The sequence below is a fragment of the Rhodococcus sp. NPDC057014 genome (genome assembly GCF_042673295.1).
GTDB lineage: Bacteria > Actinomycetota > Actinomycetes > Mycobacteriales > Mycobacteriaceae > Rhodococcus_F.
In genome coordinates, this window is record NZ_JBHUSF010000047.1 from 12,444 (window position 1) to 39,320 (window position 26,877).

21 protein-coding genes and 1 pseudogene are annotated in these 26,877 nt (G+C 62.7%); 10 read left to right on the plus strand and 12 right to left on the minus strand.

Annotated elements, in window-relative coordinates:
- Nucleotides 1-26: 26 nt before the first annotated feature.
- Nucleotides 27-1,478 carry an amidase gene (locus ACFTZB_RS12705; protein ID WP_378431967.1) on the plus strand — a complete coding sequence of 484 codons (1,452 nt, stop codon included), beginning with the start codon at nt 27-29 and terminating at the stop codon, nt 1,476-1,478.
- Between the two features lie 181 nt (nt 1,479-1,659).
- A complete protein-coding gene (locus ACFTZB_RS12710; RefSeq protein WP_378431969.1) occupies nt 1,660-2,493 on the plus strand; it encodes a fumarylacetoacetate hydrolase family protein in 834 nt (277 codons plus the stop codon).
- 1,450 nt (nt 2,494-3,943) lie between these two features.
- On the opposite strand, the gene ACFTZB_RS12715 is transcribed toward ACFTZB_RS12710, so the two are convergent.
- Genes ACFTZB_RS12715 through ACFTZB_RS12740 form a run of 6 tightly spaced genes read right to left on the minus strand, consistent with a single transcriptional unit; the run spans nt 3,944 to nt 9,438 of the window.
- A complete protein-coding gene (locus ACFTZB_RS12715) occupies nt 3,944-4,399 on the minus strand; it encodes a RidA family protein (RefSeq protein WP_378431971.1) in 456 nt (151 codons plus the stop codon).
- Entirely contained in the window at nt 4,393-5,613 is a 1,221-nt protein-coding gene (locus ACFTZB_RS12720) for a M24 family metallopeptidase (RefSeq protein WP_378431972.1), read from the minus strand. The genes ACFTZB_RS12715 and ACFTZB_RS12720 overlap by 7 nt, the downstream gene beginning before the upstream one ends.
- Nucleotides 5,610-6,671 (minus strand): Ldh family oxidoreductase, encoded by a 1,062-nt coding sequence (locus tag ACFTZB_RS12725; RefSeq protein ID WP_378431973.1) that lies wholly within the window; start codon nt 6,669-6,671, stop codon nt 5,610-5,612. Before ACFTZB_RS12725 ends, ACFTZB_RS12720 begins: the two co-directional genes overlap by 4 nt.
- Nucleotides 6,671-7,492 (minus strand): ABC transporter permease, encoded by an 822-nt coding sequence (locus ACFTZB_RS12730; RefSeq protein WP_378431974.1) that lies wholly within the window; start codon nt 7,490-7,492, stop codon nt 6,671-6,673. Before ACFTZB_RS12730 ends, ACFTZB_RS12725 begins: the two co-directional genes overlap by 1 nt.
- Complete coding sequence (locus tag ACFTZB_RS12735) at nt 7,489-8,388, minus strand: ABC transporter permease (RefSeq protein ID WP_378431976.1); 900 nt, start codon at nt 8,386-8,388, stop codon at nt 7,489-7,491. The genes ACFTZB_RS12730 and ACFTZB_RS12735 overlap by 4 nt, the downstream gene beginning before the upstream one ends.
- A gap of 12 nt (nt 8,389-8,400) precedes the next feature.
- The gene (locus ACFTZB_RS12740; protein WP_378431977.1) at nt 8,401-9,438 is read right to left on the minus strand and encodes an extracellular solute-binding protein; all 1,038 of its coding nucleotides are present in this window, start codon (nt 9,436-9,438) and stop codon (nt 8,401-8,403) included.
- A gap of 414 nt (nt 9,439-9,852) precedes the next feature.
- Between ACFTZB_RS12740 and ACFTZB_RS12745 the strand changes: the two genes are divergently transcribed.
- Nucleotides 9,853-11,091, plus strand: coding sequence for an aspartate aminotransferase family protein (locus ACFTZB_RS12745; RefSeq protein WP_378431979.1), 1,239 nt, complete (start codon nt 9,853-9,855; stop codon nt 11,089-11,091).
- Nucleotides 11,092-11,246: 155 nt separating this feature from the next.
- Complete coding sequence (locus ACFTZB_RS12750; RefSeq protein WP_378431980.1) at nt 11,247-12,368, plus strand: ABC transporter ATP-binding protein; 1,122 nt, start codon at nt 11,247-11,249, stop codon at nt 12,366-12,368.
- 347 nt (nt 12,369-12,715) lie between these two features.
- Here the strand turns inward: ACFTZB_RS12750 and ACFTZB_RS12755 are convergent, their stop codons facing one another.
- From ACFTZB_RS12755 to ACFTZB_RS12765, 3 genes and pseudogenes are all read right to left on the minus strand, one after another.
- Complete coding sequence (locus ACFTZB_RS12755) at nt 12,716-13,939, minus strand: aminotransferase class III-fold pyridoxal phosphate-dependent enzyme (protein WP_378431981.1); 1,224 nt, start codon at nt 13,937-13,939, stop codon at nt 12,716-12,718.
- A gap of 87 nt (nt 13,940-14,026) precedes the next feature.
- On the minus strand, nt 14,027-14,743 hold the full coding sequence (locus ACFTZB_RS12760) for a PucR family transcriptional regulator (RefSeq protein WP_378431982.1): 717 nt from the start codon (nt 14,741-14,743) through the stop codon (nt 14,027-14,029).
- Nucleotides 14,744-15,185: 442 nt separating this feature from the next.
- Nucleotides 15,186-15,584: pseudogene (locus ACFTZB_RS12765) on the minus strand (PucR family transcriptional regulator ligand-binding domain-containing protein); the annotation flags it as partial.
- Between the two features lie 689 nt (nt 15,585-16,273).
- Between ACFTZB_RS12765 and ACFTZB_RS12770 the strand changes: the two are divergent.
- Complete coding sequence (locus tag ACFTZB_RS12770; protein ID WP_378431984.1) at nt 16,274-17,179, plus strand: alpha/beta fold hydrolase; 906 nt, start codon at nt 16,274-16,276, stop codon at nt 17,177-17,179.
- A 13-nt stretch (nt 17,180-17,192) separates the two neighbouring features.
- On the plus strand, nt 17,193-18,713 hold the full coding sequence (locus ACFTZB_RS12775) for a flavin-containing monooxygenase (RefSeq protein WP_378431986.1): 1,521 nt from the start codon (nt 17,193-17,195) through the stop codon (nt 18,711-18,713).
- A gap of 526 nt (nt 18,714-19,239) precedes the next feature.
- On the opposite strand, the gene ACFTZB_RS12780 is transcribed toward ACFTZB_RS12775, so the two are convergent.
- Together ACFTZB_RS12780 and ACFTZB_RS12785 are read right to left on the minus strand one after the other, a co-directional pair.
- The gene (locus tag ACFTZB_RS12780; RefSeq protein WP_378431987.1) at nt 19,240-19,914 is read right to left on the minus strand and encodes a TetR/AcrR family transcriptional regulator; all 675 of its coding nucleotides are present in this window, start codon (nt 19,912-19,914) and stop codon (nt 19,240-19,242) included.
- 324 nt (nt 19,915-20,238) lie between these two features.
- On the minus strand, nt 20,239-21,399 hold the full coding sequence (locus ACFTZB_RS12785; RefSeq protein WP_378432001.1) for a Glu/Leu/Phe/Val dehydrogenase: 1,161 nt from the start codon (nt 21,397-21,399) through the stop codon (nt 20,239-20,241).
- 1,146 nt (nt 21,400-22,545) lie between these two features.
- Between ACFTZB_RS12785 and ACFTZB_RS12790 the strand changes: the two genes are divergently transcribed.
- Nucleotides 22,546-22,821 (plus strand): hypothetical protein, encoded by a 276-nt coding sequence (locus ACFTZB_RS12790; RefSeq protein WP_378431989.1) that lies wholly within the window; start codon nt 22,546-22,548, stop codon nt 22,819-22,821.
- Between the two features lie 138 nt (nt 22,822-22,959).
- Nucleotides 22,960-23,169, plus strand: a complete 210-nt coding sequence (locus ACFTZB_RS12795; protein ID WP_378431991.1) for a hypothetical protein — start codon at nt 22,960-22,962, stop codon at nt 23,167-23,169.
- A gap of 12 nt (nt 23,170-23,181) precedes the next feature.
- Here the strand turns inward: ACFTZB_RS12795 and ACFTZB_RS12800 are convergent, their stop codons facing one another.
- Nucleotides 23,182-23,976: an N-acyl homoserine lactonase family protein gene (locus ACFTZB_RS12800; protein WP_378431993.1), complete on the minus strand. Its 795-nt coding sequence runs from the start codon at nt 23,974-23,976 to the stop codon at nt 23,182-23,184.
- A 146-nt stretch (nt 23,977-24,122) separates the two neighbouring features.
- On the opposite strand from ACFTZB_RS12800, the gene ACFTZB_RS12805 reads away from it, so the two are divergent.
- Both ACFTZB_RS12805 and ACFTZB_RS12810 read left to right on the plus strand, forming a co-directional pair.
- A complete protein-coding gene (locus tag ACFTZB_RS12805) occupies nt 24,123-25,607 on the plus strand; it encodes an aldehyde dehydrogenase family protein (RefSeq protein ID WP_378431994.1) in 1,485 nt (494 codons plus the stop codon).
- Nucleotides 25,608-25,645: 38 nt separating this feature from the next.
- Nucleotides 25,646-26,764 carry an NDMA-dependent alcohol dehydrogenase gene (locus ACFTZB_RS12810; protein WP_378431996.1) on the plus strand — a complete coding sequence of 373 codons (1,119 nt, stop codon included), beginning with the start codon at nt 25,646-25,648 and terminating at the stop codon, nt 26,762-26,764.
- Nucleotides 26,765-26,877: the final 113 nt, after the last annotated feature.

The following is a 26,877-nucleotide window of genomic DNA, read 5'->3' on the forward strand; positions in this document are numbered from 1 at the left end:
GCACCACTGGACGGAGACCGTTACCCATGAGTGAGCCATTGTGGGATTCCGCAGCGACACTGGCTGCCGATGTAAAGTCAGGCCGTCGAACGGCCGTCTCTATCGCGACGCAAGCCCTCGCCCGTAGCAGAAGTGTCCAGAAGCGTCTGAACTGCTTCGCAGAGATCGCGGACGACTACGCTCTCGAGGCCGCATCAGCGATCGACCAGAAGCGTGCACGCGGCCTCAGTCTGGGCCCGCTCGCCGGTGTTCCGATCGCAATCAAGGACTCCACACCCGTTGCCGGGCTGGGCATGCGGTCCGGAAGTCGCGCGTATGCCGACGTGGTGGCAACCCGTGACTCGGTACTCGTCCACCGACTCCGAGCCGCAGGCGCGATTATCGTGGGGAAGACGACTCTGTCGGAGGTCGCCTACTCGAGTTTCTGCGACAGCCCCTTGACAGGAGTCACCCGTAACCCGTGGAACCCAGACACCACCCCTGGCGGATCCTCTGGAGGCTCGGCTGTCGCCGTCGCTACTGGATGCGTGACGTTTGCCGAGGGAACAGACATGGGAGGGTCGGTTCGGATCCCCGCCTCTTTTACGGGCCTCATCGGGATCAAACCGTCAGCGGGTCGAATCCCCAACGACGACCAGCCGTCCTTGATGGACGACATCGCCCACCACGGGTTGCTTGCCCGATCCAGCGAGGACCTGGTGCGAGGCCTCACCGTTGCCTTCGGGCCCGATGCAACAGACCCCCTCACGCTCGGCAAAGCTCACGTCTCGTTCGACCCGCCAGGGTCCGTGGAGGGCCTGCGAATCGCCGTCTCATCCGATCTCGGGTTTTTCAGCGTCGAGCCGTACGTGGTGGAGAGGCTGGAAGCCGCTGCCGCGATCCTCGCCGCCGCGGGTGCCATCGTGACCCGCTCCGCGCCGGAATGGAACCGGGGCATGGCCGACGCATGGGTTCGGCACTGGCATGTTCACCTGGCCGCACACTACGGCTCAGACCTGCAGCGCGTCCAGGACGACGTGGACCCTCGGCTGTGGTCGATCATCACGAATGCCAAGAAGTATTCGGCCGTCGAGCTCAAAGAGGATGAGCATCTGCGTACGCTGCAGTGGAAGCGAATGGCCACGTTCTGGGAAACCGCCGATGTACTCCTGTCACCGACGATGAGCCGCACCGCCGTTGCGGTGGAGGGGGACGACGCCAGCTATCACACGGTCACGGATGACGGCCGCAAACATGGTCTAGACCTGACGTCAATGTTCAACTGGGTCCCGTGGTGTCCTGCGGTCAGTGTGCCCGCGGGGTCCGGCCCCGATGGTCTCCCCGTCGGCGTGCACATTGCGGCTCAGCCATTCCGGGACGACGTCGCGCTCAACGTTGCACGAGTCATCGAAGCGGCCCTCGGGGTACCCGCGCCTCCGGACTCCTGGATGGACACGGCGAGGGTCATGACCCGAGCGTCGAGCCACGCCCGCAGGTGACAGGCCCAAACTGCTCGTAGCGCGGGCCCGATGACTGACCGCCCCTCCCGACTCAACTCGATACCTGCCGCATCCCGGTGGGCCGGCACACACGAGTAAGGCTGCCGAATCGATACGGCAGGCGAACAACCAACTGCAGTTATACCGCTAGCTGACTTTGGAAGACAAAACTGGAGGAACAATGAGATATGCCACACTGCGCCTTGCCGCAGGCACCCGCGCAGGCCGTTTGGTCGACGATCAGTGGATACTTCTCGATGCGCCCGATGTGGGAGCGTTGCTTCGAGGTGCCTCCGGCGAACCAACCGGTGGGACGGTCGCGGTCACGGATGCAGACCTCGCTCCTGTCGTCCCCACGCCTGGGAAGATCATGTGTATCGGACACAACTATGCGAGACATGTTCGGGAGATGGGCCGCGCGCTACCCGAGTACCCGACTGTATTCGCCAAGTACTCCGACTCGCTCATTGGTGCGCACGATCCCATTACCCTCCCCGCCGAGTCGGACTCGGTCGACTGGGAGGCCGAACTGGCCGTGGTTATCGGGCGGGTCGCGCGAAGGGTCGACCCGTCGACTGCTCTGGACTACGTCGCGGGCTACACGATCTTGAACGACATCTCGATGAGGGACTGGCAGAAGCGGACCACTCAGTGGCTGCAGGGAAAGACCTTCGAAGCGTCGACGCCCGTTGGCCCTATGATGGTCACCCCCGATGAGCTGCCTCCCGCATGCCAAGGTTTGAAGATCAGTTGCACGGTTGACGGCACCGAGGTTCAAAGCGATACCATCGGAGACTTCATCTTCGACATTCCGACCGTCATTTCCTACCTGTCGACCTTCATGACACTGCGCCCCGGCGATGTGATCGCCACAGGAACACCCGACGGTGTCGGTGTCGGCCGCTCGCCGCAGCTCTTCCTGCAAGAGGGTCAACGCTTGACCACGACTGTTGAGGGCATCGGCGCGCTGGTCAACGACGTCGTCGGGGAACCCTCGCTGAGCATCGGTCGATAAGGGGGGCATCCACCAACGCGATGCACCCAAAATGCCCTGGGCTGCTCCAACAGTCGTGGGACGACACATCCACACAAGTTTGGCAATAGCGGTTCATCCTTGGCCGGGCGGCGATGTCACCGGCCAGGGACCAATCGTGCCCGTAAAGGCGTGTCGTCACACGATCAAAGATGGCGGCGCGTCCGGGTTCCGCAAACTCGATCAACGGACCTGATTGGATGCATCAATTTAAGTCTACCGCTTCAGTTTTGGCTCTCGTTGATCCTGAGGGGATGAGCGGGTCCGCACGAACCGGCGAGTTGCAAACCCACAGAACGAGAGCGGCACAGGCTCACCGAAGGCGCGTCCGAAATTGTGGCTGTACCAGCATCGGGATCCCTTGAAACGCTCGCCGCCCGCTGCCGAAGGCGCCGGGGTCCGGCGAGCGTCTAGCCTCCGTGCATGGTGACGGCTTGGCCGGTGAGGTAGCACGGAAGCGTGTGATGTTTCCGCGCGCAATCAGGACAAGGGATCGTGAAAGACCAAGCAGAGGGGGTGCCCCCGACGGGGCAGGTCCTGACTCCCATCGGGTGTCTCACCCCAAGCGGATGTGAGTAACGGCTACCCGACTGCTCTGCGTTGTCGTCGCCGTGGGAAGACTGAAATCCACTCCCGAGGGCGAGCCTCATCGGGCCCTGTCGACGGATCTAGATTCGACCGTCGTGATCGCGGACAGGCCGTATATGTGCTCGGGACACGTAGCACCTTGTTGCAGTCGGGCCAATGCAGATCGCGCAGCTGATTGGAGGTGGCGATGGTACTCGCTGATGTCGATCGCGAACGCGGCTTCCACGTTCTCCGGAGCGGGGCCGCCGAGCGGCTCCCAGAGCAGTGAAAAGTCAAGAATGTCATTGTTGCTGTGGTTGTTCCACATTCTTCCTGCCTACGGTGTACGTGAATGTCAGCCGGAAGGGGCCATCCGTGACAGCTCCGCTGAGGGACTCACTGGATGGGAGAGGATCCTCCGGTTGGCCGGTGGTATGGGTATGCGCTCGCCAAGCTACGTATCTCGTCCGTGGCACAATTCGATTCAGGGATGACTTGCCACAATCGCTCGATGAATCTGCACGTCGTCATACCGAAGTGCACAAGGATCTCCTCCTCGGTCGCACCCCCGTATGGAGCCCACATACTGGCGAACTCGATAAGACGCTCGGCCTCGGCGTCAGGATGTGTGCGCTCACGGTTAGTTTCGATCCACGCCGTGCGACGCCTTTGTCGCCATCGGCGATACTCACGAGGATTCATAGAATTTCACAGATCTAACCGGGGCTGGGAAGTGTTCGGAACTGCAGGTGCCGTCGCCACGGCAACGAGGCTGAGGGGCCGAATCTCTGCGATCCGATCCAGCCCCTCAGGCTGACGCCGTTGCCAACCCGGCCTGACCCATTACCGAGTGGTTGCCGAAAACCTATCGCGGAGAGGTTGACAGGACAGCGATCGCATCGATCTCAATCACCGAACCAGGTGCAGCAAGGGCGCTGACCTCGACGAGGGTGCTCGCTGGGCGACACTCACCGAAGACTTCCTTGCGAAGCTCGTTGACCGGTCCGCGGTCGGCAATAGACGTGACGTATGTCGTGAGTGAGACGACATCGGAGATGTGGCCTCCTGCCGCGGTCAGGATCTGTCCGAGCCTGGTGAAGATCACATTTGTCTGCCCTGCGACGTCGTTCGGGTGCAGCACGGTTCCGTCGCTGTGTGATGCAAGCATTCCGGAGACGTATACGGTGTTTCCGGCGCGAACAGCATGGCTGAAATGCCCTCGCGGGGAAGTTACTTCATCACTGTTGACCTGCACTCGATGTGTCGTCACATTGCGTTCCTTTGACTGTGGATTAACTTCCATGGTGCGAAGGTTCACCACGGCCGCGAGGGTGCGGATTGGGTCAGAACTTCGAGGTGCCCTTCTCGCACGGCGACTACGTGCTCGAAGCCGGCGCCTTCTCCGGTCTCGCCGCCAAGGAAGCACTCGATCGCCAGGACCATGCCGGGCTCGATCGTCGTGTGTTCGAGGCGGGTAAGAAACGGTGCTTCGCATTCCAGTCCGAGGCTGTGTCCGATAAATGGGATCATCGCCCCGAAGCTCGAGCCGGCGCCGCCGTCGCGGCGTGCCAGCCATGCGGAGGCCCGGTCTTGCAGGGCTGACATCTGCACGCCGGGTTCCACGATTTCCGTCACATGTTCCACCAGGTCCACGGGGTCGCTCAGCAAGCGCGCTTGCGACGAGGTGGGCGCACCGCCGACCACTGTGGAACGGGTGAGGTCACAGAAGTATCCGTGCGCGATCGGCCCCCACACGTCGGCGTGAAAGAGGTCGCCGACTTCGAGGCGGCGCTGTGAGTCCCAGGTCGGCAACGCCTGACGATTACGGTATCGGTGCGAGCACGGGCCTGAGGAGACGGCCACGTCGTATGCCCAGCCGCCTGCTCCCGCAAGATATTTGAGACCTTCGCCGACGGCTTCGCCCTCGGTTGCGCCGGGCACTGCTGCCTGGAGAGTCCTCATCACCCACTCGCACCCGATGCGGCTCGCCTCTCGCAGCAGGGAGATTTCGTGTTCGGATTTCACCAGTCGAAGTCGCACCAGCAACTCGTCAGCGGGGATGAGCTTGGTCTCGGGTGATCCGAATCCTTCCTCGAGTCCGCGGTGGTGCGTGTAGAGCAGGCCGCTCATTCCGATGAGTGCGATTCGCTTGCCTGCGAATCCCATCTCTCGTGCCGCCTTGCCGAGATCGCGATCGACGGATATCGACAGCTGCACCTGGTTTACTGGGATCGTCGAGGGGTCAGCATCGTAGGAGTCGGTTACCAGCACCGTCGGTCGATCTCTGGTGATCACCAGTCCGGCATGGCCCCGCGCGGAGTGGATCTCGCTGTCCAGGATGTGGCTGACGGCGCTCAGATGACCTGTGAGGTAGAGCAAGTCGGCGCAACCGTCGACGTTGGTGGAGCCTCGCCCCCACACAATTGCCCCGTCGTAGCCTTCGCGGTCCAGCGCCTCGAGCAGTCGGTGCTGTCGGTCGAGATACTCTGCGTGCGTGATCGGTTCGATGGTCGTTCCGGTTGCGACTGTGGTCACTTTTGGGCTCCAATGCTGCTGGTAGAAGGTAGAAGTGCTTGGATGTCGTTCCACACGCTTGTCGGGAGAGAGACGTGTTCTGCGGCGTCGCGACGGTTCCGGGACTCGGGGTCGCCAGGGGCGAGAACCGCGTCGAATCCGTCGGCGGGGGGGACTGCGTGGATGGCTTCGCGCAACTGGGAGGCTCGGGCCTGCACCCGGTCTGCGGTTACGAATGCGTCTCCGGCGATGACGAAGAGGAACAGGCCCGCGTCGCGGAAGCTGAGGCCTCCTGGTCCGTCGTCTCGGTAGTTGTCGGCGCCCGTCAGAACTCCTCCGAGCAGCTCGGACATGGTAGCCAGGGCAAATCCCTTGTGGGCTCCGAAGGTGCGTAGCGCACCTCCCCGTGTCAGCGCTTGCGGGTCGTCGGTTGGTCGGCCGTCCGCCTCGACGAGGCCCTCCACTGCCAGTTTCTTCCCCGCGTTTTGTGCGACCATCACCTTCCCGAGCGGCACCTCGGTGGTTGCGAAATCCATGACGACGGGATCCCCTGTCGTCGGGAAGGCTGCGGCGATCGGACTTGGTCCTAATAGCGGTCGACTCCCACCGAAGGGGACTGCAACCCCTGGCCCCCGCATTCCCCCGACGGTGGCGATGGCGACGCATCCGGACGCGGCGGCTCGTTCGACGTATGCGCCGAGCCGGCCGACATGGGTGCAACGGATGACCGCAGCGGCGGACGTTCCGTGTCGCTGTGCGCGGTCGACGGCAAGATCGGTAGCCAGGTAGGCGGCCGCGTGGCTGAATCCCCAATCCGCGGAGACCGTAATGGCGTCGTCATAGCTATTGCCGCCGGTGATCTGTCTGGGGACGGAGTCGGGGCGTACGACGCCATCACGCACGTAACGTGAGTACCACGATAGGCGGGCGAGGCCGTGCGAGGCGTGTCCGACCTGATCCGCCTCAACGAGATGGTTCCCGACGATCTCGGCGACATCGTTCGGGGCTCCGAGCGATTCCAGAATTTCCGCAGCCACGACCCGAGCGTCGGCAACTGCGACCTGAACGTTGTTCGACATCAAACCTCAACTTTTAGTAGACGTGCACGCCGCCGTTGGACCATGAGCGCTACGACGACTCCGGTTACGACGAACGCGATCTCGACAGCCCCGATTGCAGCGACAGTCGGATCGATCTGGTCGGTCATGCTTTGGTAGATCTCCACGGGAAGGGTGCGCATTTGCGCCGTGGATAGGTACAGCCCGATTACCACCTCGTCGAGCGAGGACAAGAACGCGATCACCGCGCCACCGAGGACCGCCGGCCGAATCAGCGGGAAGGTCACCCGCCAGAAGGTGGTGAGCGGCCCCGCGCCCAAGCTTGCGGACGCTTTCTCGAGGTTCCGGTCGAACGTCTCGAGTGCAGCCGTCACGGGAATCACGACGAACGGCAATGTGAGGCCTGTATATGCGAGCACAAAACCCTGGTAGGTGCCCACCATCTGCCATCTCAGAAAGACGAGATAGACGCCGAGGCCGACGATGACGACGGGTGTGATTTGGGGTGCGAGCACTAGGAGTTTCATGGAACGCATGATTCGAGAGTTCGATCGCACCAAGGCAAACGACGCTGCTGTTCCGAGGACGGCGGCAAGGACGGCGGTGGCGGTGCCGATCACGAGCGAGTTCCGGGCTGCGGTGATCCACTTGGGATCGGACAGGGCGTCGTACCAGTCGAGTGACCACGATGTGGGAGGGAAGGCGAACGATTGTTGGCCCGTGAAGCTCAAACCCACCACGACGACGAGCGGAACGACCAGCCACAACGCAATGAAGACTACGATCACGGTGCGGATGAGCGTCGAGCGTGCCGTGGTTCCATCGGAGAGGATTCTGTTCACTGCTCCTGCCCCTTCCGGCGCCGAGTTGCCACTTGGACGATTGCTAGTACGAGCAGTGTGATCACCAGGAGCACCACGGCCATTGCTCCCGCTCGGCCGAATGCGGCCATCCGATCGAACTGCAACACCATGAGCTGGGACAACATGGCCTGCTGCGGTGACCCGAGCAGGGCCGGGGTGATGAAGAAGCCGAGCCCCAGTACGAATACGAGTACTGCACCAGCGGAGATTCCCGGGACCGACAGCGGTACGTACACCTGATAGAACGCCCTCAGTGGCGTCGCCCCCAGGCTTTGCGCTGCCAATATCAGGCGCCGATCGATCCCGCGGAGCACGGCATACAGGGGCAGGACCATATAGGGAAACAGCACGTGCGTCATGCCGATCATCACCGCCGTGGGAGTGCCGAGGAAGGTTTGCGGAGGGATTCCAACCGCAGCCAGCGAGCTATTGACCAACCCGTTCTGCTGCAACAGCACGATCCACGCGAAGTTCCGCAGCAGGATGCCTGCGAACATGGAAATGAGAACCGCTGCAATCATGAGTGTGCGCGTCGTCGCCGACACCAGCGTCATCGTGTATGCGTACGGATACGCGAGCAGCGTTGTCACGAGTGTGCAGATGAACGCCGTCATCAGAGTGCGGATCAGGATCGTGACGTTGGCGTCCGTCTGGAAGAACCAGAGAAAATTGTCCGCGCCGGCCACCTGCGGTGCACGAAAATCCGTGAACGCGGCCAGCAACATCGTTGCGGTGGGGTAGGCGAAGAACACCACCAGCACAACCGCTGCGGGAATGAACAGCGGCCATGTTCGGCCGCGCCGGCGAAGACGCCGCCGACTGTGGGGTTGAGGTGTGGGGCTGGACGTGGTCTCCACACCCGTTTCGTCGATCATTGTCACGTCAGATCACCCCGAGATGAAGTTCGTCCAAGCCGCGGTAGCGGCATCCTGGTTTTCAGACCACCACGTCGAGTCCTGATACACGAGCTCGGAACCATGGCTCGGGCTGTCCGGATAGAAGGGCTCCATCTCGCTGGGCACCTGGGGCGGCGCACCGGAGGTGAGCACGCCATAGGGCAGCAATTGCGAGAGCGCCGCCTGGGTTTCCGGCTTGGCGACGTAGGCGAGAAAGGACTTGGCGGCTTCGGCGTTCGGCGCACCCTTCACGACCAGAGCGTTGTCATAGAAGGTGATCGCGTCCTTCCAGACGACTTTGATGTCCGGATTGACCTTGCTGGCATCGAACGCCCGTCCGTTCGGGATCAGCGCCATGTCCAGGTTGCCGGATACCAGACCGTCCTGGAGTTCGGCGTACGAATCTTTCGGAACGAGATCGTTCTTGACGGTGTCGAGCGTCGAAATCGCTCTCTCGTAGTCGAGCGGATACAACTTGTCCGCAGATACCCCGTCGCCGAGCAAGGCCGCTTCGAGGGGACCGTCGACTGCCGACGAGCTGATTCCACGTTTGCCCGGGAAGTCCTTCGTATTGATCAGGTCACCGACCGATGTAGGCGGATTCGGATATTTCTTGGAGTTGTACGCGAGCACCCACGAGAACTCGACGATCGGTACGCCGCAATCATTGGTGAGGAACTTCGGATCGATCTGACTGCGGTCGACGTCCGGGATTTCTTCGTAGAGGGTGCCGCACCCGGAGTTGGCTTGGAAGGCCGCGTCCTCGACGACGTCCCACTGGACGTTCCGGCTCTGGATCTGCGTCTGAAGTGGCGCCACTCCAGAATTTTGTGTCTGGTCGACCTTGATGCCATTGGCAGCAGCGAACGGTTCAAACCATGCCTCGGTCTGGCTGGCCTGCAGCGCCCCGCCGAATCCGGCGAATGTCATCGCGTCGGAATTCGTTGTGGTTGACGACGAACCACAAGCAGAACTTGTCAGTGCGAGCAATGCGGCTATCGCCGCCAAGTTAAAACAACGTGCATTCACGGGGCCTTCTCCTCGATCTAAGAGCTGGCGTGGGCGATCAAACTCACACGCGAGTCGGGTGGACAAAGCGAGCAGGATGCGCACCAACCCAATAGCAGTATCGGTTCTGCAACCAACATCGTCAAGACCCGAGGGGCTCGATCCCTTTCCGCAAGCCACCCACGGGCCCCGTCCGAGAACTCGGGCGGAGTCGCCATCGTGCGCTTCACACCTGCATTTTCCATGGGAGACGCATCGCCCAGTCCCCGAAACTCCCGCGTGGCACCCTCGATTGCGCGCCATACGGAATTTGGTTCCCACCCGTCGAGCACCCTTGTCATCGACATTCGACGCACCGTACGATGCAGTAACGGTTCTGCAATCCGATCTGGAGTAAATATGACAGTCAGTGAAGGTCTTGATCCTGCGACTCACGTGCCCCTCACCGAGCAGTTCGTCGGACCGACAGGACACCCACTTCTGCCCGGCGGCTTCGGGCGCGGAATGATGGCGGTAGCGCCATGGGCGCCGATGGTGGCACGCGGCGAGGGTTGCTGGATTATCGACGAGGACGATCGCCGCGTCCTCGACATGAACAACAACTTCACCGCGAACATTCTGGGAAATGCACATCCAGACGTCGTTCAGGCGATCTCCGATGCCGCTGCCGACGGTTGCTCGTTCGGAATGTCGCATCGCTACGAGATTCGACACGGTGAGCGCCTGCTACGGCGGTTCCCCGCTATGGACCAAGTCCGCTACGTCAACTCAGGCACCGAAGCAACCATGCTCGCGATTCGAGTAGCGCGAGCGGCAACCGGCCGAGACCCCATCGTCGTCGTCCGCGGCTCCTATCATGGATGGAACGACACAGTCCTCCCGACCGGAGGACCGCACGCGGCGAGAGGGGTGCCGAAGTCCACGCTCGCCGACACGCTGGTCGTTCCGTTCGACGATGTCGATGCACTCCAGCGAACAGTTCGTCAGAGCGACGGTGGCATCGCAGCCATTGTCCTGGACCTACTGCCCAACCGGGTCGGCATGATCCCACCCTCCGACGAATTCATCGAAGCTGCGGCAAGCCTCGCACACGAGTTCGGTGCAGCACTCATTGTCGATGAGGTCGTGAGTTTCCGCTTGCACACCGGTGGCCTGACGACCGCCCGCTCGGTGCCGGCAGACATGGTCGCACTGGGAAAAACGATTGGCGGCGGGCTTGCCGCCGGCGCCGTCGTCGGGAAGGCCCGGTGGATGCGGGAACTCGACGTCTTCAGCTCCACGGGCCTTGAAGGGGGTGGCACCTGCTCGGCGAACCCGCCGACCATGGCGGCGGGAAGTGTTGTGCTCGACCTGCTCGACGAGCGCGAAATCGCGCGACTGGCCCGGCTCGGCGACCGGTTCCGCGCCGGACTTGCCACCGCATTCGCCACCTACGGGTGGGAACCACGAGGGCAGGGATCTCTGTCGCGGCTATACCCTCTTGGCCTGGCGGACTCGGCCGCTGTCGCGGAATCCCAGCGGCGATTGTGGTGGGCTGCATACGAACGCGGAATCCTTGTGGCCAAACACGGCGTCGCGGCAATCTCCACTCCCATGACAGAGGAGCTCATCGATAACGCGGCCGCGGCACTGAGCGAGGCTGTTGCAGTAGTACAAAAGGCAGACCAGTCTTGAGGTCAGACCGTCAGGTCGACTCGAGTTGGAAAGAGGTGACGCACACCGTCCACCCACGCAGATCACAATCGACTCAGCGCTACGCGCGTCTGGCTCGACCAACGCCCCCGCCAACACTTTGTTGCAATAGTCGGGGAGAAACACGAGGAATACCGATGGACCCATCAACTTCAGGCGCGAGTGTAGATGTCATAGGCGTCACGAAGCGCTACGGCGACGCACCGCCGGCTGTGGATTCGCTTGATCTACACATCAAACCAGGCGAGTTCCTTACCCTTCTCGGCCCGAGCGGATCCGGCAAGACGACAACCCTGAACATGATCGCGGGGTTCGTCGATCTGACCGAGGGTGAGGTTCGCATGGACGGCACCCAGATCAGCGCACTTCCACCCCACCGTCGCAACATCGGCATGGTCTTCCAGCACTATGCGTTGTTTCCACATATGTCCGTCGCAGACAACATCGCGTACCCGCTTCGCCAACGGAAAGTCGCGAAGAGCGAAATCGCCCGGGCGGTGTCGGAGTCGCTGGAGAAAGTGCAACTCACCAAGTACGCCAACCGCCTGCCCCGTGAACTGTCCGGCGGTCAGCAGCAGCGCGTAGCCGTAGCCCGAGCCACCGTCTTCAAACCGCGGTTGCTTCTCATGGACGAACCCCTGGGTGCCCTGGACAAGAAACTCCGCGAGGCACTGCAACTCAGCTTCAAAGAGTTGCACCGCGACCTCGGCATCACCATGGTCTGTGTCACCCACGACCAGGAGGAGGCATTGGTCATGTCCGATCGCATCGCCCTGTTCAACGAGGGCCGGATCGAGCAAATGGGAAGCGTGACCGACCTCTATGAGCGTCCCTCGTCACGGTTTGTCGCCAGCTTCCTCGGACAATCGAACATGCTCGACGGTGTAGCCCGCCATGACGATGCCACCACGGCGGTGTCTTACGGATCCCTTGCCCTCCGCGGACGACGCTCGGCGGTGGCGGACGGGTCCGCGGCGACTCTCGTGATTCGACCGGAGCGGACCCGGATTGTGCGCGAGTCGGATTCGTATTCCGGCAACGTGCTGCGAGGTTACGTCCGCGACGTCGTGTATCTCGGTGCGACAAGCAAGCTCGTCGTTGACCTCGAGGCCGGAGCGACCTGGACTGTGGCCCTTCCGGCGGGAATGATCAACGTGCCGGCGATTGGGTCGACCGTGGAACTGACCTTCGACGAGAAGGACGCCTTCGTCGTACCGCCCAGCAGCCATCTCGGCAAGGCGATCTTGTCAGGGTCGTGACTGACGGGAGGCACTGCTCCATACCAGGCTGTAGGCGCGATCGGAGTCACCGCCCACAGCCTGGTGTGCCGAGAATAGTCTCGATTCCAGCCCAGCGAACCATGTGAGGCTTGGTGATACCGCTCAGGTCAGGCATGAGGTACAGCTGCCGTGGCGTGGGCCATGCAGGGTAAACCCCGCTCCGGGCGGCCGATGCGGCCCTCCGCAGATGCCATATTCTCGCGCAACCCGGACCGATGCTCCACCCGTAGATCCGCTGCCAGCGACTCCTCAAACCAGTGCGAGTAGACGGCGAGGCCCCGATACTTCTGACGGGGGTATCGAGGGCCTTGCCGCTGGATATGAACTCAGCTAATGGCGTTTTCCGCGTCGGTGACCTCCCGAGCCGCCGCGACCAGCTTCTCGATGATCTCGTCGATCACTCCGTCGTCCATTGCGGTTGAAATCACCACCAGCGCCGCGGGAGTCACCAGCAGCCCATGATCGAGCGCCTTCCAAAAGAACGCACTTGGCGCTGCTGAACCATCAGCACGAAGGACGCGGGCGAGTGAACCATACCCACGAACGCCCCATCCCTCGGGTAACCGGGCACCCAACGACTCCCGGAGCCGAGCGCCCAGGGAATTGATCCGCTCGATCGCGGCGGAATCCAGCCCTTCGAGGGTGGCCAGACCAGCTGCCATTGTCAACGGGTTCCCGGTAAACGTCCCGGACGAATAGATCGCGCCCGGCCGCGTCGGGTCCAGCAATGCCATCGCCCGAGTGTTGCCCCCGATTGCGCCGACTGGCAGGCCGCCGCCGATGATTTTGCCCATGGTTGTCAGGTCGGGCCGCACCGACACCGCCGCCTGCAGACCACCGACATGGTGGCGTAACGAGACGACCTCGTCGAACGCCAACATCGCGCCGGTGGTGTCGCACAACCGCCGCGCGACCCGCAGGTACTCGTCGGACAACTGGCGCAGCCCGGTGTAGTTGGCCATCAAGTCGACAATGATCATAGCCAAGTCGTCACCGGCCTCCGCTGCGGCGGCCTCGAGCGCGTCGACATCATTGAAGGGCACCGGCCGACTCAAGGCGCTGACCTGCGCTGGGATTCCGGTTTTCTGGTACCCCCCGGAGATTGCCAAAGCTGCATCCCCCGAACCGTGATACGCACCGCCCACGCCGATAATCGTCGACCTGCCGGTGCTGGCTCGTGCCAGACGCATTGCGGTCTGCACCGCCTCCGTACCGGAATTGGTGAAGCGGACCTGTTCGACACTCTCGATTCGATCGGCGATTGTCGCAGCCAACTGGTACTCGGTGTTGTGCGGCACCCCGAAGCAAAAGGAACCCGACTCGGCCAGGGAGACGACTGCATTGACGGCTGGAGCATATCCATGGCCGTGAATCAGCACGGTAAAGTTGTTGTGCGCATCGATGATCCACCGACCGGTCTCGTCGAGAAGTCGGCACCCGACGCCACGAACGGCTGCCGGTGGGACACGCCCGCCGACGAACAGACCGGTCCGGCCGGCACCTCCCGGAAGTACCTTCTCTGATAACAAGTAATCGTCCACTACTGTCATGCGCCCAATGCTGGCAGTGGACAACGTCCCTGAGTATTGGCCGCCGAGCCAAAGACCCCTGACAAATCTGTCGTCGGAGCCATACGTCTACGGGTCGAAAACGCGCCGGGTCGAGCGACCATGGTCGTCCCGGAAGCCTTGGAGCAAGTCCTCGGCGCGTAACGCGAGCGACAAGTCGACGATGTCGTCGACTCGGGTGAGCTTGCGGTTCGTGATGCGCTCGATGTTGCGCAGTCGGTAGGCAAGCGTGTGTGTATGAATGTGCAGTGCCGCCGCAGTCCTGTCGTGACGGCGATCCTGCCCGAGGAGTGTGCGCAGCGACAGGATCAGATCAGAGTCATGGGCGCGGTCGTACTCGATGATCGGGCCTAGGATCTCCGCAACGATACGTTCCAGTTGCGATTCCTCGAGCGGAAGCCAGCCCGAGAGACGCTCTCGCTCCGAGTAGCGAACGATGCGCTCGCGCCATCGACGTGCCAGCCCCAGGCCCCACTGCGCCTGGCGCTCGGCGACCATCAGCGGGCCGTCGACGGACAGCGGCGTACTTACACCTACATGCCCGACGCCGGGCGCCGAACCGATGAGCTCGAGCGTGGCCTCCTCATCCGCGCACAGTACGAAAAGGTGTTGACGTCGGAGCATTTGGTGCGTGATGCCGCGGCTGCGGAGCCGGTAGTTAAGGGCGGCGTCGAGACTTTCTGCCTGATCGACGGCCAGCAGCACAAGCCGGCGATCGATGTCGAATCCCCCCTTTGTGAGCCGACGCGCCTGGGCTCCCGCGTACACCTCGCCGGTCAGGAGCATGAAGAGTGTCTCCGCACCCTCGCGTCTCGACCTCCCATCCCCGGAAGGCGTTGCTCAGTTCGACCGCGACGATTGTCGATGCGTGCTGAACGCTCGCGAGCCGGGCTGAGCCCGGGCGTTTCTCCCGCGCCAACAGATAGCCAGTCACTTCTCCGGCCAGCACGATTGGTACGGCGTAGCCGCCGTCGAAAACCGGCGAGGTACCAACCTTCAAGGGCAGATGCTCGCGCAGACTCGCCGGTGGCGGAGGAATGCTCGGCAGCAGTCGTTCTCCATCTGGGTCACACAAGTACAAGTCGCATCGCGCCGCATTCTCGAGCCGATCGAAGACCTCGCCCACCGACAGACCTCGCTCGGTCGTACTGCGCATTGTCTCCAGGATGCGGAGGTGGTCGACGAGTCCGTCGCGTAATGCCCCGACATTGGACGCCGCGACCACTTTAGTAATTGCGCTGAATGGGATGTCGTATGGAATCTCGAGCAGCGGAAACCCTGCCGTGTCGGCGAGTCCGAGAACGGTAGGGTCGATCGCGGCTGGAACGTCGCGGCCACCTGCACCGTCTGCGGCCTCGCGGTTGGTGAGCTGCCGACGGCCCACTGCAAGCCCTGCAGCCCCGCGGTCGATCAACTTCTCGACGTAGTCGCGCTGGCTCTCCGATTCCGTCGGCCAACCGACCCCTGACGTGGTGATGAGGAGCTCACCGCCTTCGAGCCATTGAGCGGGCTGTTCGAGTTGTGAGACGTGCGCCCAGGTCACCGCCCGCCCCAGACCTCGCTCCCCCGCGCAGACCGAGAGCCCGAGATGACCGAGCTCGACGAGCTGACGGACAGTGATTGTCATGGCGTTTGCTCCCCCATGGAGTCGAAGAAGAGAGGGCACCAGCTGGTCGTTGCCGGGACTCCGCTTCGCTTGTGGCTACCATTATGTATCGCTCATGGACTTGTGTCTGCAGCCAACCCACCAAGCGGTCGAGGTCCGGACACTGCGGTCGGAGTGGCGATTACGTAGTGACCGATTATCTCTGCCGACCGCACAGGGTTCGACAATGCCGAACCAACCATGAGTCGTGGGGAGTCCACGCAAGTTCGCCGACCCCAGAGATGTTCAGTTCCTGCGGTGCGTGTGTGCGCGCGACCGCCATCCTGAAAGACCTCGCCCGGACCGCGGGCACGTGCTACTTGTCGCTGCCGCACCCGTTGCGTCGCGCATCTGACGCCCACTGCCGGATAGCGTCTCCCGCGCCGAATCCTGGATTTAGGGGTTCGGGCGCACGCTCGCGCATGAGGCCGCGCTAAATACGCTGCGGCACTGCGCTTAACACGCCAGATTCAGGACGATCCCGAGTAGCAGCCACAGCGATGGCTACTCCTCCTGCCCGCACGCGCTCCGAGGTCCGCACGAGGTGTAGTTCCGATTGCCACCGCCGTCACCCTCGCACACTTATGAGACACCACTTCATCCAATAGATGGGTCAATCATGCAGGTAGACATCGTGGTCATATCTCACACCCTTGATTGATCGAACTAAAGTGGAGTACACTCTCACTAAATCGGTCGGAAGTGAGGAAACGATGGCGTTCTTTCCAGGTGTCACAGTCGGTGGTGTAACGGTCGGAGATCAGGAAGTGAAGTTCTACGACTCGGGGCACAAGCACATCAGCCAATCGGAGCGCACCGTCGTGCTCTGCCATGGGACGGGCGGCAGTGCCGAGGGGAACTTCTGGGCACTCTTCCCCATGCTTGCCATGCGACATCGCGTAGTTGCTTTCGAGTTTGTCGATCCGACTCAGGAACTAGGCCCCGACGAGATGGCGGAGCATTACGTCAGCCAGGTATCCGCCGTCATCCGGACCGTCTCACCCGAGACGCCGGTCGAGCTCGTCGGCTACTCATTTGGCGCTGTCATCGCCGCAAAAACTGCGGCGGAGAACCCGACTGCTGTGCACAACCTCGTCTTGATCGCCGGCTGGCTGGTGACCGATACACAGCAACGCCTGCGAAACGATGTGTGGTTCGCTTTGCACGACAGTGGACATCGTGCGCTCGCCGACTTCACAGTGTTCACCCAGTACAGTCAGCAATTCGTCAACTCTCGTCTTCCCCATGAGCTGGAGAACGAGCGGCAAAAGGTGCTCACGGGTGGTCCGGACCGTGCCGCGAAAATGCGGTTCAACCGGTCTGTCGACATCTCCGACGCGGCTGAAAGTATCACTGCTCCCACACTCATCATCGGCTGCACACAGGACCAAGTAGCACCGATCCGGCACTCCTACCTCCTGTTCGGGGCGATTTCTGACGCACGGCTGGTCGAAGTGGACTCCGGACACGGGGTACTGACCGAGCGCCCGTCGGAAGTCTTCATACTGATCGACGATTTCGTGCGCGAGCCGCATGCAGTCGCTGCCGGCGGAGTACTCGAGAATGACCACGCATAGAAAGGCACGGCCCATGACCATCACACCACACTCCTCCAGCGACGACGGCGTCGGAATCGAGAGAGCAAAGGTCATCATCATCGGCACAGGATTCTCGGGACTTGGTCTGGCAGTACAGCTTCGACGGTCGGGTGAAACCGATTTCGTCATGCTGGAGCGGGCCGGCGACGTCGGCGGGACCTGGCGTGACAACACCTACCCAGGAGCCGCGTGCGATATCCAGTCGCACCTCTACTCCTACTCGTTCCGCCCCAACGCTCACTGGTCGCGCGTGTATGCGACCCAACCCGAGATCCGGAGATATCTCCAAGACACCGCACGAGAAGAAGGTATCTACCCTCATATCCACTTCAACTCGACGGTCACTGATGCAGTCTGGGACGACACCGACGCGATGTGGACGGTGACGACACCCACCGGTATCTTCACGGCCCCGGTTCTCGTCTCCGCCGCAGGTCATCTGTCCGATCCCGCTTACCCCGACATTGACGGCATCGGGGGTTTCGAAGGCGAGATCTTTCACTCCGCTCGGTGGAATCACGATGCCGATCTCACAGGCAAGCGGATCGGCGTTATCGGCACCGGCGCCTCGGCGATCCAGATCGTGCCGGAGATTCAGAAGGTGGCCGGCCACCTGACCGTCTTTCAACGCTCAGCGCCGTACATTGTTCCGCGCCGGGACCATGTGTACTCCGCCGCAGAGAAGGGAATGGTCAGCAGACTCCCGAAAGTCGCTCAACGTCTTCGCGACCATCTGTTCTGGGAGAACGAGTCCCGCCTTCCGCAGCGCCGTCGCGTTCCGACCTTCATCGACCAGATCCGGCAAACAGCATTAGGACACATGCACGCTCAAGTCTGTGACCCTGAGCTCCGCGAGAAACTCACCCCCCACTTCGAGGTCGGCTGCAAACGTATCCTGATCTCAAACGACTATTATCCCGCAATCTCTCAGAACAACGTGACACTGGCAACGGCGGGAATTGCGAGCATTGACACCACGGGTGTTGTGCTGGCCAACGGCGAGCACGTGGATCTCGACGTCCTCGTCGTTGCCACTGGCTTCGAGGCAGCAGATCTACCGATCGCAAAGATCATTCGCGGACGGAACGCCGAGGTCCTGTCGGAGCAGTGGCAGGAAGGTGGCAAAGCCTTCGCGTGTGCGACGGTCAGCGGTTTCCCCAACCTGTTCGTGATGCTGGGACCCAATACCGGCCTGGGAGCAGGCTCTATCATCTACATGGTCGAGACCCAGATCGACTACATCCGAGGCGGGATCGAGGCCATCCTGCGTGATGATCTCGTCATCGAACCCGATCCTGCTACCCAGGAAGCCTACGTCCAGTCGATCTACGACCGCAGCGAGGGCTCGGTGTGGGTGGCCGGTGGCTGCTCGAGTTGGTATCTGCATCCCCGCAGCGGCCGGCTCACCACACTGTGGCCGGACTTCATGAGCCAGTTCCGTCGCGAGAATGGAACCTTCGATCTCGCCTCGTATCAGGTTTCGGACACAGTGGTGGATGCGGCACGCCCCTAGTCGTTCTACGAGGTTGGCGTACGGTGACCGACCGCTGGCACCTCGACAACACGCCAGGTACAACGCCCTGGATGGAGAGCTCGAGGCAGACCATGGACAGGCATTCATCCCTTGTCTTGCCACCAATTGGACGAACCTGATCGACGTCGTGCGCCCCATTCCCCGTCCCCCAGCGCAGGCCTTACATCCGAAGGCCTGCGCTGGGGTCCTCCTGAGCTCAATTCGTGACCAAGTTCAACTTGAAACTCTTTGTCACTGCAAATGATCAGATCCCACCACGGACATCACGAGAGAACTGCGGCGTAGGGCAAATGCGCCAAGCACCAGATTCATGTCCATGCGCGGGCCTGACCGCCCACAGGTGACCGTGCTTGATAGATGCGCGCTTCACGCTCGACAGCCATCGCGCACGCCAACACTCTCCGGAGGTAGCGCCGCGCCTGTTAGCACAAAGACCTGCTTGGGAGTGCACCCTCAACTAATTCGGGTTCGCGACCGGTGATCGCGTTCAACGCTTAAGGCGCTGTCACGTTCGAATCGCCAGCGGCACAAGCTGGGCGCACAACCGTGGTTCCAACCGTTCCCAGATAGACGCGGGATCAAAGTTTCGGACTGGTGTGCGGTCAATTTCGTGAATGTAGGTTCCGTGACAATTCTGGGCCACAATACCGGGATCCACCGATTCAATTATCGCCCCATTCGACTGCCCCTCGCGGAGGACGTGCGTGGTCAACCGAATAGTCCGGTCACCTTGAGCAAGGTGGCGAGCGCTCTCACTAGATCCGGGATTGAAACCCTCACGTAGATATAGCGCTGCGTTGACCGGGTTCAGCAGGTAAAAATCGCAACGCAGCTGGTACGAGTGCAGAATACGAGAGAAATAGAACGCCGCTGAGGATGCCCCCCCAGCAGGCCCGCGGGTGGCGACTACAGCATCATCCTGCTCGATACGATTAAGTACCGAGTCAAGCTGATCCCCGTAGACAATTGTCAGCAACTCCTCTTTACTGTTGATATACCGAAAAAGGGTCGCCTCGCCAATATTCGCCGCAGCAGCCACTGCCTTTGTCGTAATCTCGTCGAATGAGAACTCAAGGAGCAGTCGAGCCGCAGCATCGGCAATTCGCTGCTTTCGATCCAGTTTCGCAAGCTCGCGTTGGCCAACTGGCCCATCAGGAACAGACCCATGAAGCAACGTCATAACAAAGCCCACCTCGAGACAGCCAGCGGGACGCACGCACCTTCGAATCTCCCGCGATTCATGGGAGTACACTACCACCGTCAGCTCCTGATTCACCGTCCGACGGTCGCCTCTTCCGGCCACCCTACGCAAACCAGGCCTGGTCGTAGCGCCGGCAGTAGCGTCCACCGCGCAGTCGCGTGCATCCGTCGGCGGCGCGGTGAAACCGAGTGCAGTGCAGCATTGACCGCATCGTAGCCGTCCCGGAATTGTCCCACCCCAGCCATCCGAAGAGGCAATCTCCCCAGCTGCGACGGTCCACTCGCTGAAATCCGACAATCCTGGTCACGGGTAGAGCCCCCGAAGGCGGTGGGCTTCCGCCACCCGCTCCACGGCCAGACAGGTCGCGGCTGATCGCAGCGAAAGAGAACGTGCGTCGGCGTATCGCCGCACAAAGTCCCACGCGCACTCCATCCGTTCCGCAAGGCGCGCTTCTACCTCCTTCTCGGTCCACCAATACGCCTGGTTCGCCTGAACCCACTCGAAGTAGGACACGATCACCCCTCCTGCGTTGGCCAGAATATCCGGAACGACCAGCACGCCGTGTGCCTCGAGGACCCGGTCCGCTTCCGGAGTGGTCGGGCCGTTTGCGCCCTCGACGATTACGGCGGCCTGGACCAGCGAGGCGTTGTCGACGTGGATGACGCCCTCGATCGCTGCGGGAACGAGCAGATCGACATCCAGGAGCACCAGTCCGCCCGGGTCGAGTTCGTCACCTCCCGCGAACCCGACGACAGAGCCCGTTGCATCGACGTGCTTCTCCAACAATTCGAGCGCGAGTCCCTCCCTACAGATAGTGGCTCCGAACTGATCGCTCACAGCGACCACCCGCAGCCCTGCTTCGGCGAGAAAACGGGCGGCACTCCGACCGACCTTGCCGAAGCCCTGGACCGCAGCCGTCGCTGTGGTGCGATCAATACCCAAATGCCGCAGCGCGGCGAGGGCAATGTGGACTACTCCGCGCGATGTGGACCAACTGCGTCCGAGTGAACCGCCCAGACTCAATGGCTTACCGGTGGTCGAACCGAGCACGGTGTGACCATAGCCGACCGAGTATGTGTCCATCATCCACGCCATCGTCTGCTCGTCCGTGCCGATGTCGGGTGCGGGAATATCGCGTTCGGGTCCGATGAAGGTTCCAATCTCGCTGGTGTAGCGACGGGTCACACGCTCGAGCTCGGCCTGCGAGTAATTCTTCGGATCGAATGCGATGCCGCCCTTCGCCCCGCCGTACGGCACATCGACGAGAGCGCACTTCCACGTCATCCACATCGCGAGTGCCCGTACCTCGTCGAGGTTGACATGGGGACTGTATCGGAGACCTCCTTTGGCCGGCCCGCGCGAAAGATTGTGCTGGACTCGGTGTCCCGTGAGGACTTCGACACTGCCGTCGTCACGCCGCAACGGGATGGAGACGGTCATCTCCCGCCTCGGCACGGCGAGCATGTCGTATGCACCGCCTCCCAAGCCCAGAACTTGGCACGCATCCGAGAGTTGGGATCGAGCTGCAGCAAGGGGAGTGGTGTCACCAGCGAGATGGACGGTTGAAGTCATGAGCCCATGTTGGTCCGGCAACCGACGCATTGCCCTAGGCAACAGAACCAAGAAAAGCGCAGTTCTTGGGGTACATCAACAAACCATACGGATCGGATCGGGATCAAGATGCTCAGACAGTTGCCGCGAATCATCACACCCCCTCGATGAAGCCACCCTGCGATCCTTGTAGTTACAGACCGACCGGCGATGCACAACCGGGTACGTCGTCGCGCACCGACTCAATCACCGCGTCCTCGCCGTCGATGCTCACGATGACGAACTCCGAGGTTGCGTCGCTATGCACCTTGACGCGGGCACCCACATTCGCACGTGCACCGTCTCGCCGGCAACGGTGGTGATTGTGCGCCCGAACCGCCGTCGTGTCCCGGTTCGGCGGTTGATCCCGACGCGTCGGCACGCCCGGAGTTACTCACCCCCAGACGGTTCAGCAGAGCGAACTGTTCCCGCTACTCCTACTCCGTCAAAGCAGCGCCGGGGTGTCCTCCGTCGCGCTCTGTCGAGTCGTACGTCGCGACCCTCCGATTAGTGTCAGGTGTTGTGACGATCACTGGAATCCGCCAGATCGCGGGTCAGCCGCACGACGTCGAACCAGCGGCACCCGATCGCGCACCCGGTGCTCTCCCACGCTAGCATCTCGCCGTCCACCTCGTCCTCAGCAACTCCTCGGACCGGGGCGACACCGGCACCTTCGTGTGATCGTCACCAGGGCATCCACCTTGAACTCCCGCCTGCGCAGACGCAGCCCGTGCTCCTCCATGAACCGATCGAACTTGCCGACCAGTTGTTCTCATCCGACCAGTTGTCGGCGTTTGGCGATGCTTCTGGATGGCCTGCAGGTGATCACGCAGCCACGCCACCTCCCGGCGATCGCGCATGTCTCCGCCAACGGCACGGCGCCCCCACCATAAGCGACCACCAGCAAAAGAAACTGCTGAGCTGACTGGCCCATGACGCTAGGGCACATACCGAATGTGCCGGTCCCAGCGCGATACTGTGATCGGGCGACCCAAAGTCGCACGCGATCTTCGCCCAGTCATGCTGGGATCAATCAACTTGAATGATCGGTTCCTCAATGACACCGACGTGCTGGACAGGATGGAACGGAACCTGGCGGAACACGCCGGTCACCTGCACCAGAGAAAGACCGATACGACCGTCACAGATACTGGTGACCTCATGATCGCGGACAGCGGCCTCGACGACGACACATTCAACATCGTTGCCATGGTCCGCTTCACCGCCGCCGACACTACGGCACGTATCACCCAAACCATTGAGACACTGTCCCGCACTGGCCGTCGTTTCTTCTGATGGGTGGAGCCAGCATCCACACCAGTGGACCTCACCACCCATCCGACGGCCGCCGGCCTCCCAGCGTCCGACACGAGTCCGCGATGTTGCCGAACTGGACGACACCCTGCCACCGCATGCCGTCCGGAAATCCAGCGGGTGGCCACCCCTGAACACCTCACCGACTACGCCACGGTTCTCGCCGCGAACTGGGACCTGCTCTACCCACACCGAACCACCGTCGAGCGTGGCTTCAACCGACTCGAGCACTGGCACGGTGTCGCAAACCGCTACGACAAGGACACCATCACCTATTTCGGCGGCGTACTCCTCGCCTCGACAATCACAACCCACCGGCCGCGCAAGTAGCAGACAAAACCCCTAGACGACCTGCCGCCCGTTCGCGCGGAGGCGATTCCAGTCGTCGATGTCGTGGTTGACCACCACGGTCGTGTTGGGCTGACTGCGAAGCAGTTTGAGCTTCTTCAGCGATTCGATCGCGCCGACGGTATCGGAGTCCGCGGGCATGCCGACGCAGCAGCTGATGTTGTCCTGGATGTGCGCGACATCGCCGGACAAGACCAGCGTGCTGCCGTCCGGCAGGCGGAGTTTCAGCCCGAGCGAACCCGGCGTGTGCCCGGGCAGCGACAGCACGACGACGCTGCCGTCGCCGAACACGTCGTGGTCGTATCCGGCAGGCACTTCGCACCAGTCGATCCGATCGGCGGCGTCGAGGTCTTCCTGCCGAAAGAAGCCCGTGACGTGATTGTCGGGTGTGCGCGCGTACCGCAGCTCTCCGGATCCGATGTATCCCTGCGCCCCGGCGAAATGCTCGAGGCCGCCGGTGTGATCGAAGTGCAGATGCGAGATCACCACCCGCTCGACGTCGGCGGTGGAGAATCCGAGCGACTCCAGCTGGCGGTCGAGGGCACGCTCGGCGGGGAAATCGATCATGAACAGTTCCGCGAGCGGGCCGTAGGTGGATGCGGGATCGCCTGCGCCGGCGAGGCCGGTGTCGAAGATGAGCAGTCCGTGCTCCGCATGCTCGATCAGGAATGACGGCGACGGCAGCGACACCAGCTCACCGCCCGCACCCAGGATCATGATGCTTTTGTCGACCTTCAGCATGGGTGCGTCGAGCGCCCACAAATGCTTGATGGTGCCGGAACTGGCCACGTCGTGCCTCCTCGAGCCCGGAAGGGGGAAATCGCGGCACCGTGTGAGCCGCGTCACGCATGATATACAAAGCACCGTGCATCACAAGCCTTTTTATATATTCTGTACTATGTACTAACAGCGTGGAAACCAGTCGGAGGTAGCAGATGACATCGACCACGGGTGCGCAGGCACTGAAAGAACTCATCGAGCCGGAACGACTCCTGATCGACGGTTCCTGGGTGCCCGCGGCCGAGGGTGTGTCGTTCCCCGCGATCGATCCCGGCACCGGGGAACAGGTGGCCCGGGTGGCCGAGGGCACCGAGGCCGACGTCGACGCCGCGGTGGCCGCCGCGCGCCGCTCCTTCGACGACGGGCGCTGGCTGCGGCTGTCGGGCCAGCAACGGTCGCTGATCCTGTGGCGCATCGCCGACCTGCTCGAGAGCCGGGCCGACGACCTCGCCGCACTGGAGAGTATGGACGCCGGCATGCCGGTCTCCCAGGCGCGCCTGATGGTCGGCGAGGCGGTCAATCAGTTCCGGTACTTCGCCGGCTGGGCCGACAAGATCGAGGGCAAGAGCGTCGAGATCGGCCCTGCCGACATGCGATTCCACGGATACACCCGGAAGGAAGCGGTCGGGGTGGCCGCGCTGATCGTGCCGTGGAACGCACCCGTCGTCGCGACCGCGCAGAAGCTGGCACCCGCGCTCGCCGCCGGATGCTCATGTGTGCTCAAGCCCTCCGAGGAGGCGTCGCTCAGCGCGCTCGCCGTCGGCCGGCTGCTCCTCGACGCCGGATTGCCGCCCGGCGTCGTCAACGTCGTCACCGGATTCGGGCCGCGAGTCGGCGCCCCGCTCGCCGCGCACCCCGGCGTCGACAAGGTGAGTTTCACCGGGTCGACCCAGGTCGGCAGGCAGATCGTGCACGCCGCCACGGGCAACCTCAAGAAGGTCTCGCTCGAACTCGGCGGCAAGTCGGCGATGATCGTGCTGCCGGACGCCGATCTGGACACCGTGATCCCCGGCGTCGCCACCGGAATCTTCTGGAACTCCGGACAGATCTGCACCTCCGGCTCCCGGCTGTTCGTCCATCGGGACATCGCCGACGAGGTGGCCGACGGGGTCGCCGAGTTCGGCCGCAACCTGAAGGTCGGCTACGGCACCGACCCGGACGCCGACCTCGGGCCGCTCATCTCGCAGCAGCACCTCGACAGGGTGCACGGTTACGTCGAGAGCGGTGTCGCGGCCGGGGCACGGGTTGTCTCCGGCGGCAACCGAATCGGCGACACCGGCTACTTCTACGAACCGACCGTGGTGGCCGACGCCGACCCGTCGATGGCGATGATCCGCGAAGAAATCTTCGGTCCGGTGCTCGGCGTCGTGAAATTTGCCGACCTCGACGACGCCGTCGACGCCGCGAACGACACCGAATACGGCCTCGCGGGCAGCGTCTGGACCCGCGACGTCGCCCGCGCCCACTCGATCGCTCATCGGTTGCGGGCGAGCCGAATCGGCATCAACGTCCACCGCGCGGGCGGTGTGCAAATGCCGGTCGGCGGATACAAGCAGTCCGGCTGGGGCCGCGAGAACGGCGCCGAGGCACTCGCCGAATACCTCGAGACGAAGTCCGTGGTCACTCGGCTCGCCGACTGACACCAGTCACATCCCATTCACCAACCCCAAGGAGAAGCATGAGAACTCGCGGCGCAGTCATCCGGCAGGTCCCCGGCGAACTGGAAGTGATCGACCTCGAACTGGAAGATCCCCGCGACGACGAGGTCCAGGTCAAGCTCGTCGCGAGCGGCATGTGCCACTCCGACGACCACCACGTCACCGGGGACATCCCGGTCGGCATGTACCCGTTCGCGCTCGGCCACGAGGGCGCGGGCATCGTGACGAAGGCGTCCCCCAACTACAAGGGCATCGAGGTCGGCGACCACGTCGTGTTCTCCGCGATCCCGTCCTGTGGCCATTGCCGCTGGTGCTCGTCCAACCTGCAGAGCCTGTGCAATCTCGCCGCCGGCATCCTCGCAGGCCCGCGCTGGACGGACGGGACGTTCCGGGTGCGCACGACCGACGGAACCCCGGTGGGGCAGATGTGCGGCATCTCCACGTTCCTCGAGACGACGACGGTCTCCATCAACTCGGTCGTCAAGATCGACAAGGACATTCCGCTCGACAAGGCCTGCCTCGTCGGCTGCGGTGTGAGCACCGGCTGGGGATCGGCAGTCAATCTCGGCAACGTCGCGCCGGGGCACACCGTCATCGTCATGGGCATCGGCGGGCTCGGCTCCGCCGCGCTGCAGGGCGCCCGGCACGCCGGCGCCTCGCACGTCATCGCCGTCGATCCCGTCGCCTTCAAGCGGGACAGCGCCAAGACGTTCGGCGCCACCGACGCGGTCGCGACCATCGAGGAGGGCGCCGAACTCGCCAAGCGGTACACCGACGGTCAGGGCGCGGACGCCCTCGTCATCACCGTCGGCGTGCTCGAACCCGAGCACGTGGCCCAGGCACTCGCCTCGGTCCGCAAGGCGGGCACCGTCGTCGTCACCGCCGTCGGCGAGCACTCCCGGATCGGTCTTCCGATCCCGGTCGCCGACCTCACCCTCTCCCAGAAGCGCCTGCAGGGCTGCGTCTTCGGCTCGACGAACGGCACGTGGGACGTCAATCGGCTGCTGAACATGTACAAGGCCGGGCAGCTCAACCTCGACGACATGATCACGCGCACCTACCGGCTCGACGAGATCAACCAGGGATACCGGGACCTGAAGGACGGCAAGAACATCCGCGGCGTCATCCTGTTCGACTGATCATCCGCGCACACGAAGGGCCGCTCGGGAACTCCCCGAGCGGGCCGTGTTTTGTAAGTCCCCGCGACAGGGGGGTGGGGAGTGGCGGGGGGGTCTCTTATAAAAAAAATACG

Bases quoted from the DNA above. Each gene is read 5' to 3' on its own strand.
- ACFTZB_RS12705 (WP_378431967.1), top strand. From the start codon at position 27: ATGAGTGAGCCATTGTGGGATTCCGCAGCGACACTGGCTGCCGATGTA.
- ACFTZB_RS12710 (WP_378431969.1), top strand. From the start codon at position 1,660: ATGAGATATGCCACACTGCGCCTTGCCGCAGGCACCCGCGCAGGCCGT.
- ACFTZB_RS12725 (WP_378431973.1), bottom strand. From the start codon at position 6,671: ATGTCGAACAACGTTCAGGTCGCAGTTGCCGACGCTCGGGTCGTGGCT.
- ACFTZB_RS12735 (WP_378431976.1), bottom strand. From the start codon at position 8,388: ATGATCGACGAAACGGGTGTGGAGACCACGTCCAGCCCCACACCTCAA.
- ACFTZB_RS12750 (WP_378431980.1), top strand. From the start codon at position 11,247: ATGGACCCATCAACTTCAGGCGCGAGTGTAGATGTCATAGGCGTCACG.
- ACFTZB_RS12755 (WP_378431981.1), bottom strand. From the start codon at position 13,939: ATGACAGTAGTGGACGATTACTTGTTATCAGAGAAGGTACTTCCGGGA.
- ACFTZB_RS12760 (WP_378431982.1), bottom strand. From the start codon at position 14,743: ATGCTCCTGACCGGCGAGGTGTACGCGGGAGCCCAGGCGCGTCGGCTC.
- ACFTZB_RS12775 (WP_378431986.1), top strand. From the start codon at position 17,193: ATGACCATCACACCACACTCCTCCAGCGACGACGGCGTCGGAATCGAG.
- ACFTZB_RS12780 (WP_378431987.1), bottom strand. From the start codon at position 19,914: ATGACGTTGCTTCATGGGTCTGTTCCTGATGGGCCAGTTGGCCAACGC.
- ACFTZB_RS12785 (WP_378432001.1), bottom strand. From the start codon at position 21,399: ATGCTCGCCGTGCCGAGGCGGGAGATGACCGTCTCCATCCCGTTGCGG.
- ACFTZB_RS12790 (WP_378431989.1), top strand. From the start codon at position 22,546: ATGCTGGGATCAATCAACTTGAATGATCGGTTCCTCAATGACACCGAC.
- ACFTZB_RS12805 (WP_378431994.1), top strand. From the start codon at position 24,123: ATGACATCGACCACGGGTGCGCAGGCACTGAAAGAACTCATCGAGCCG.
- ACFTZB_RS12810 (WP_378431996.1), top strand. From the start codon at position 25,646: ATGAGAACTCGCGGCGCAGTCATCCGGCAGGTCCCCGGCGAACTGGAA.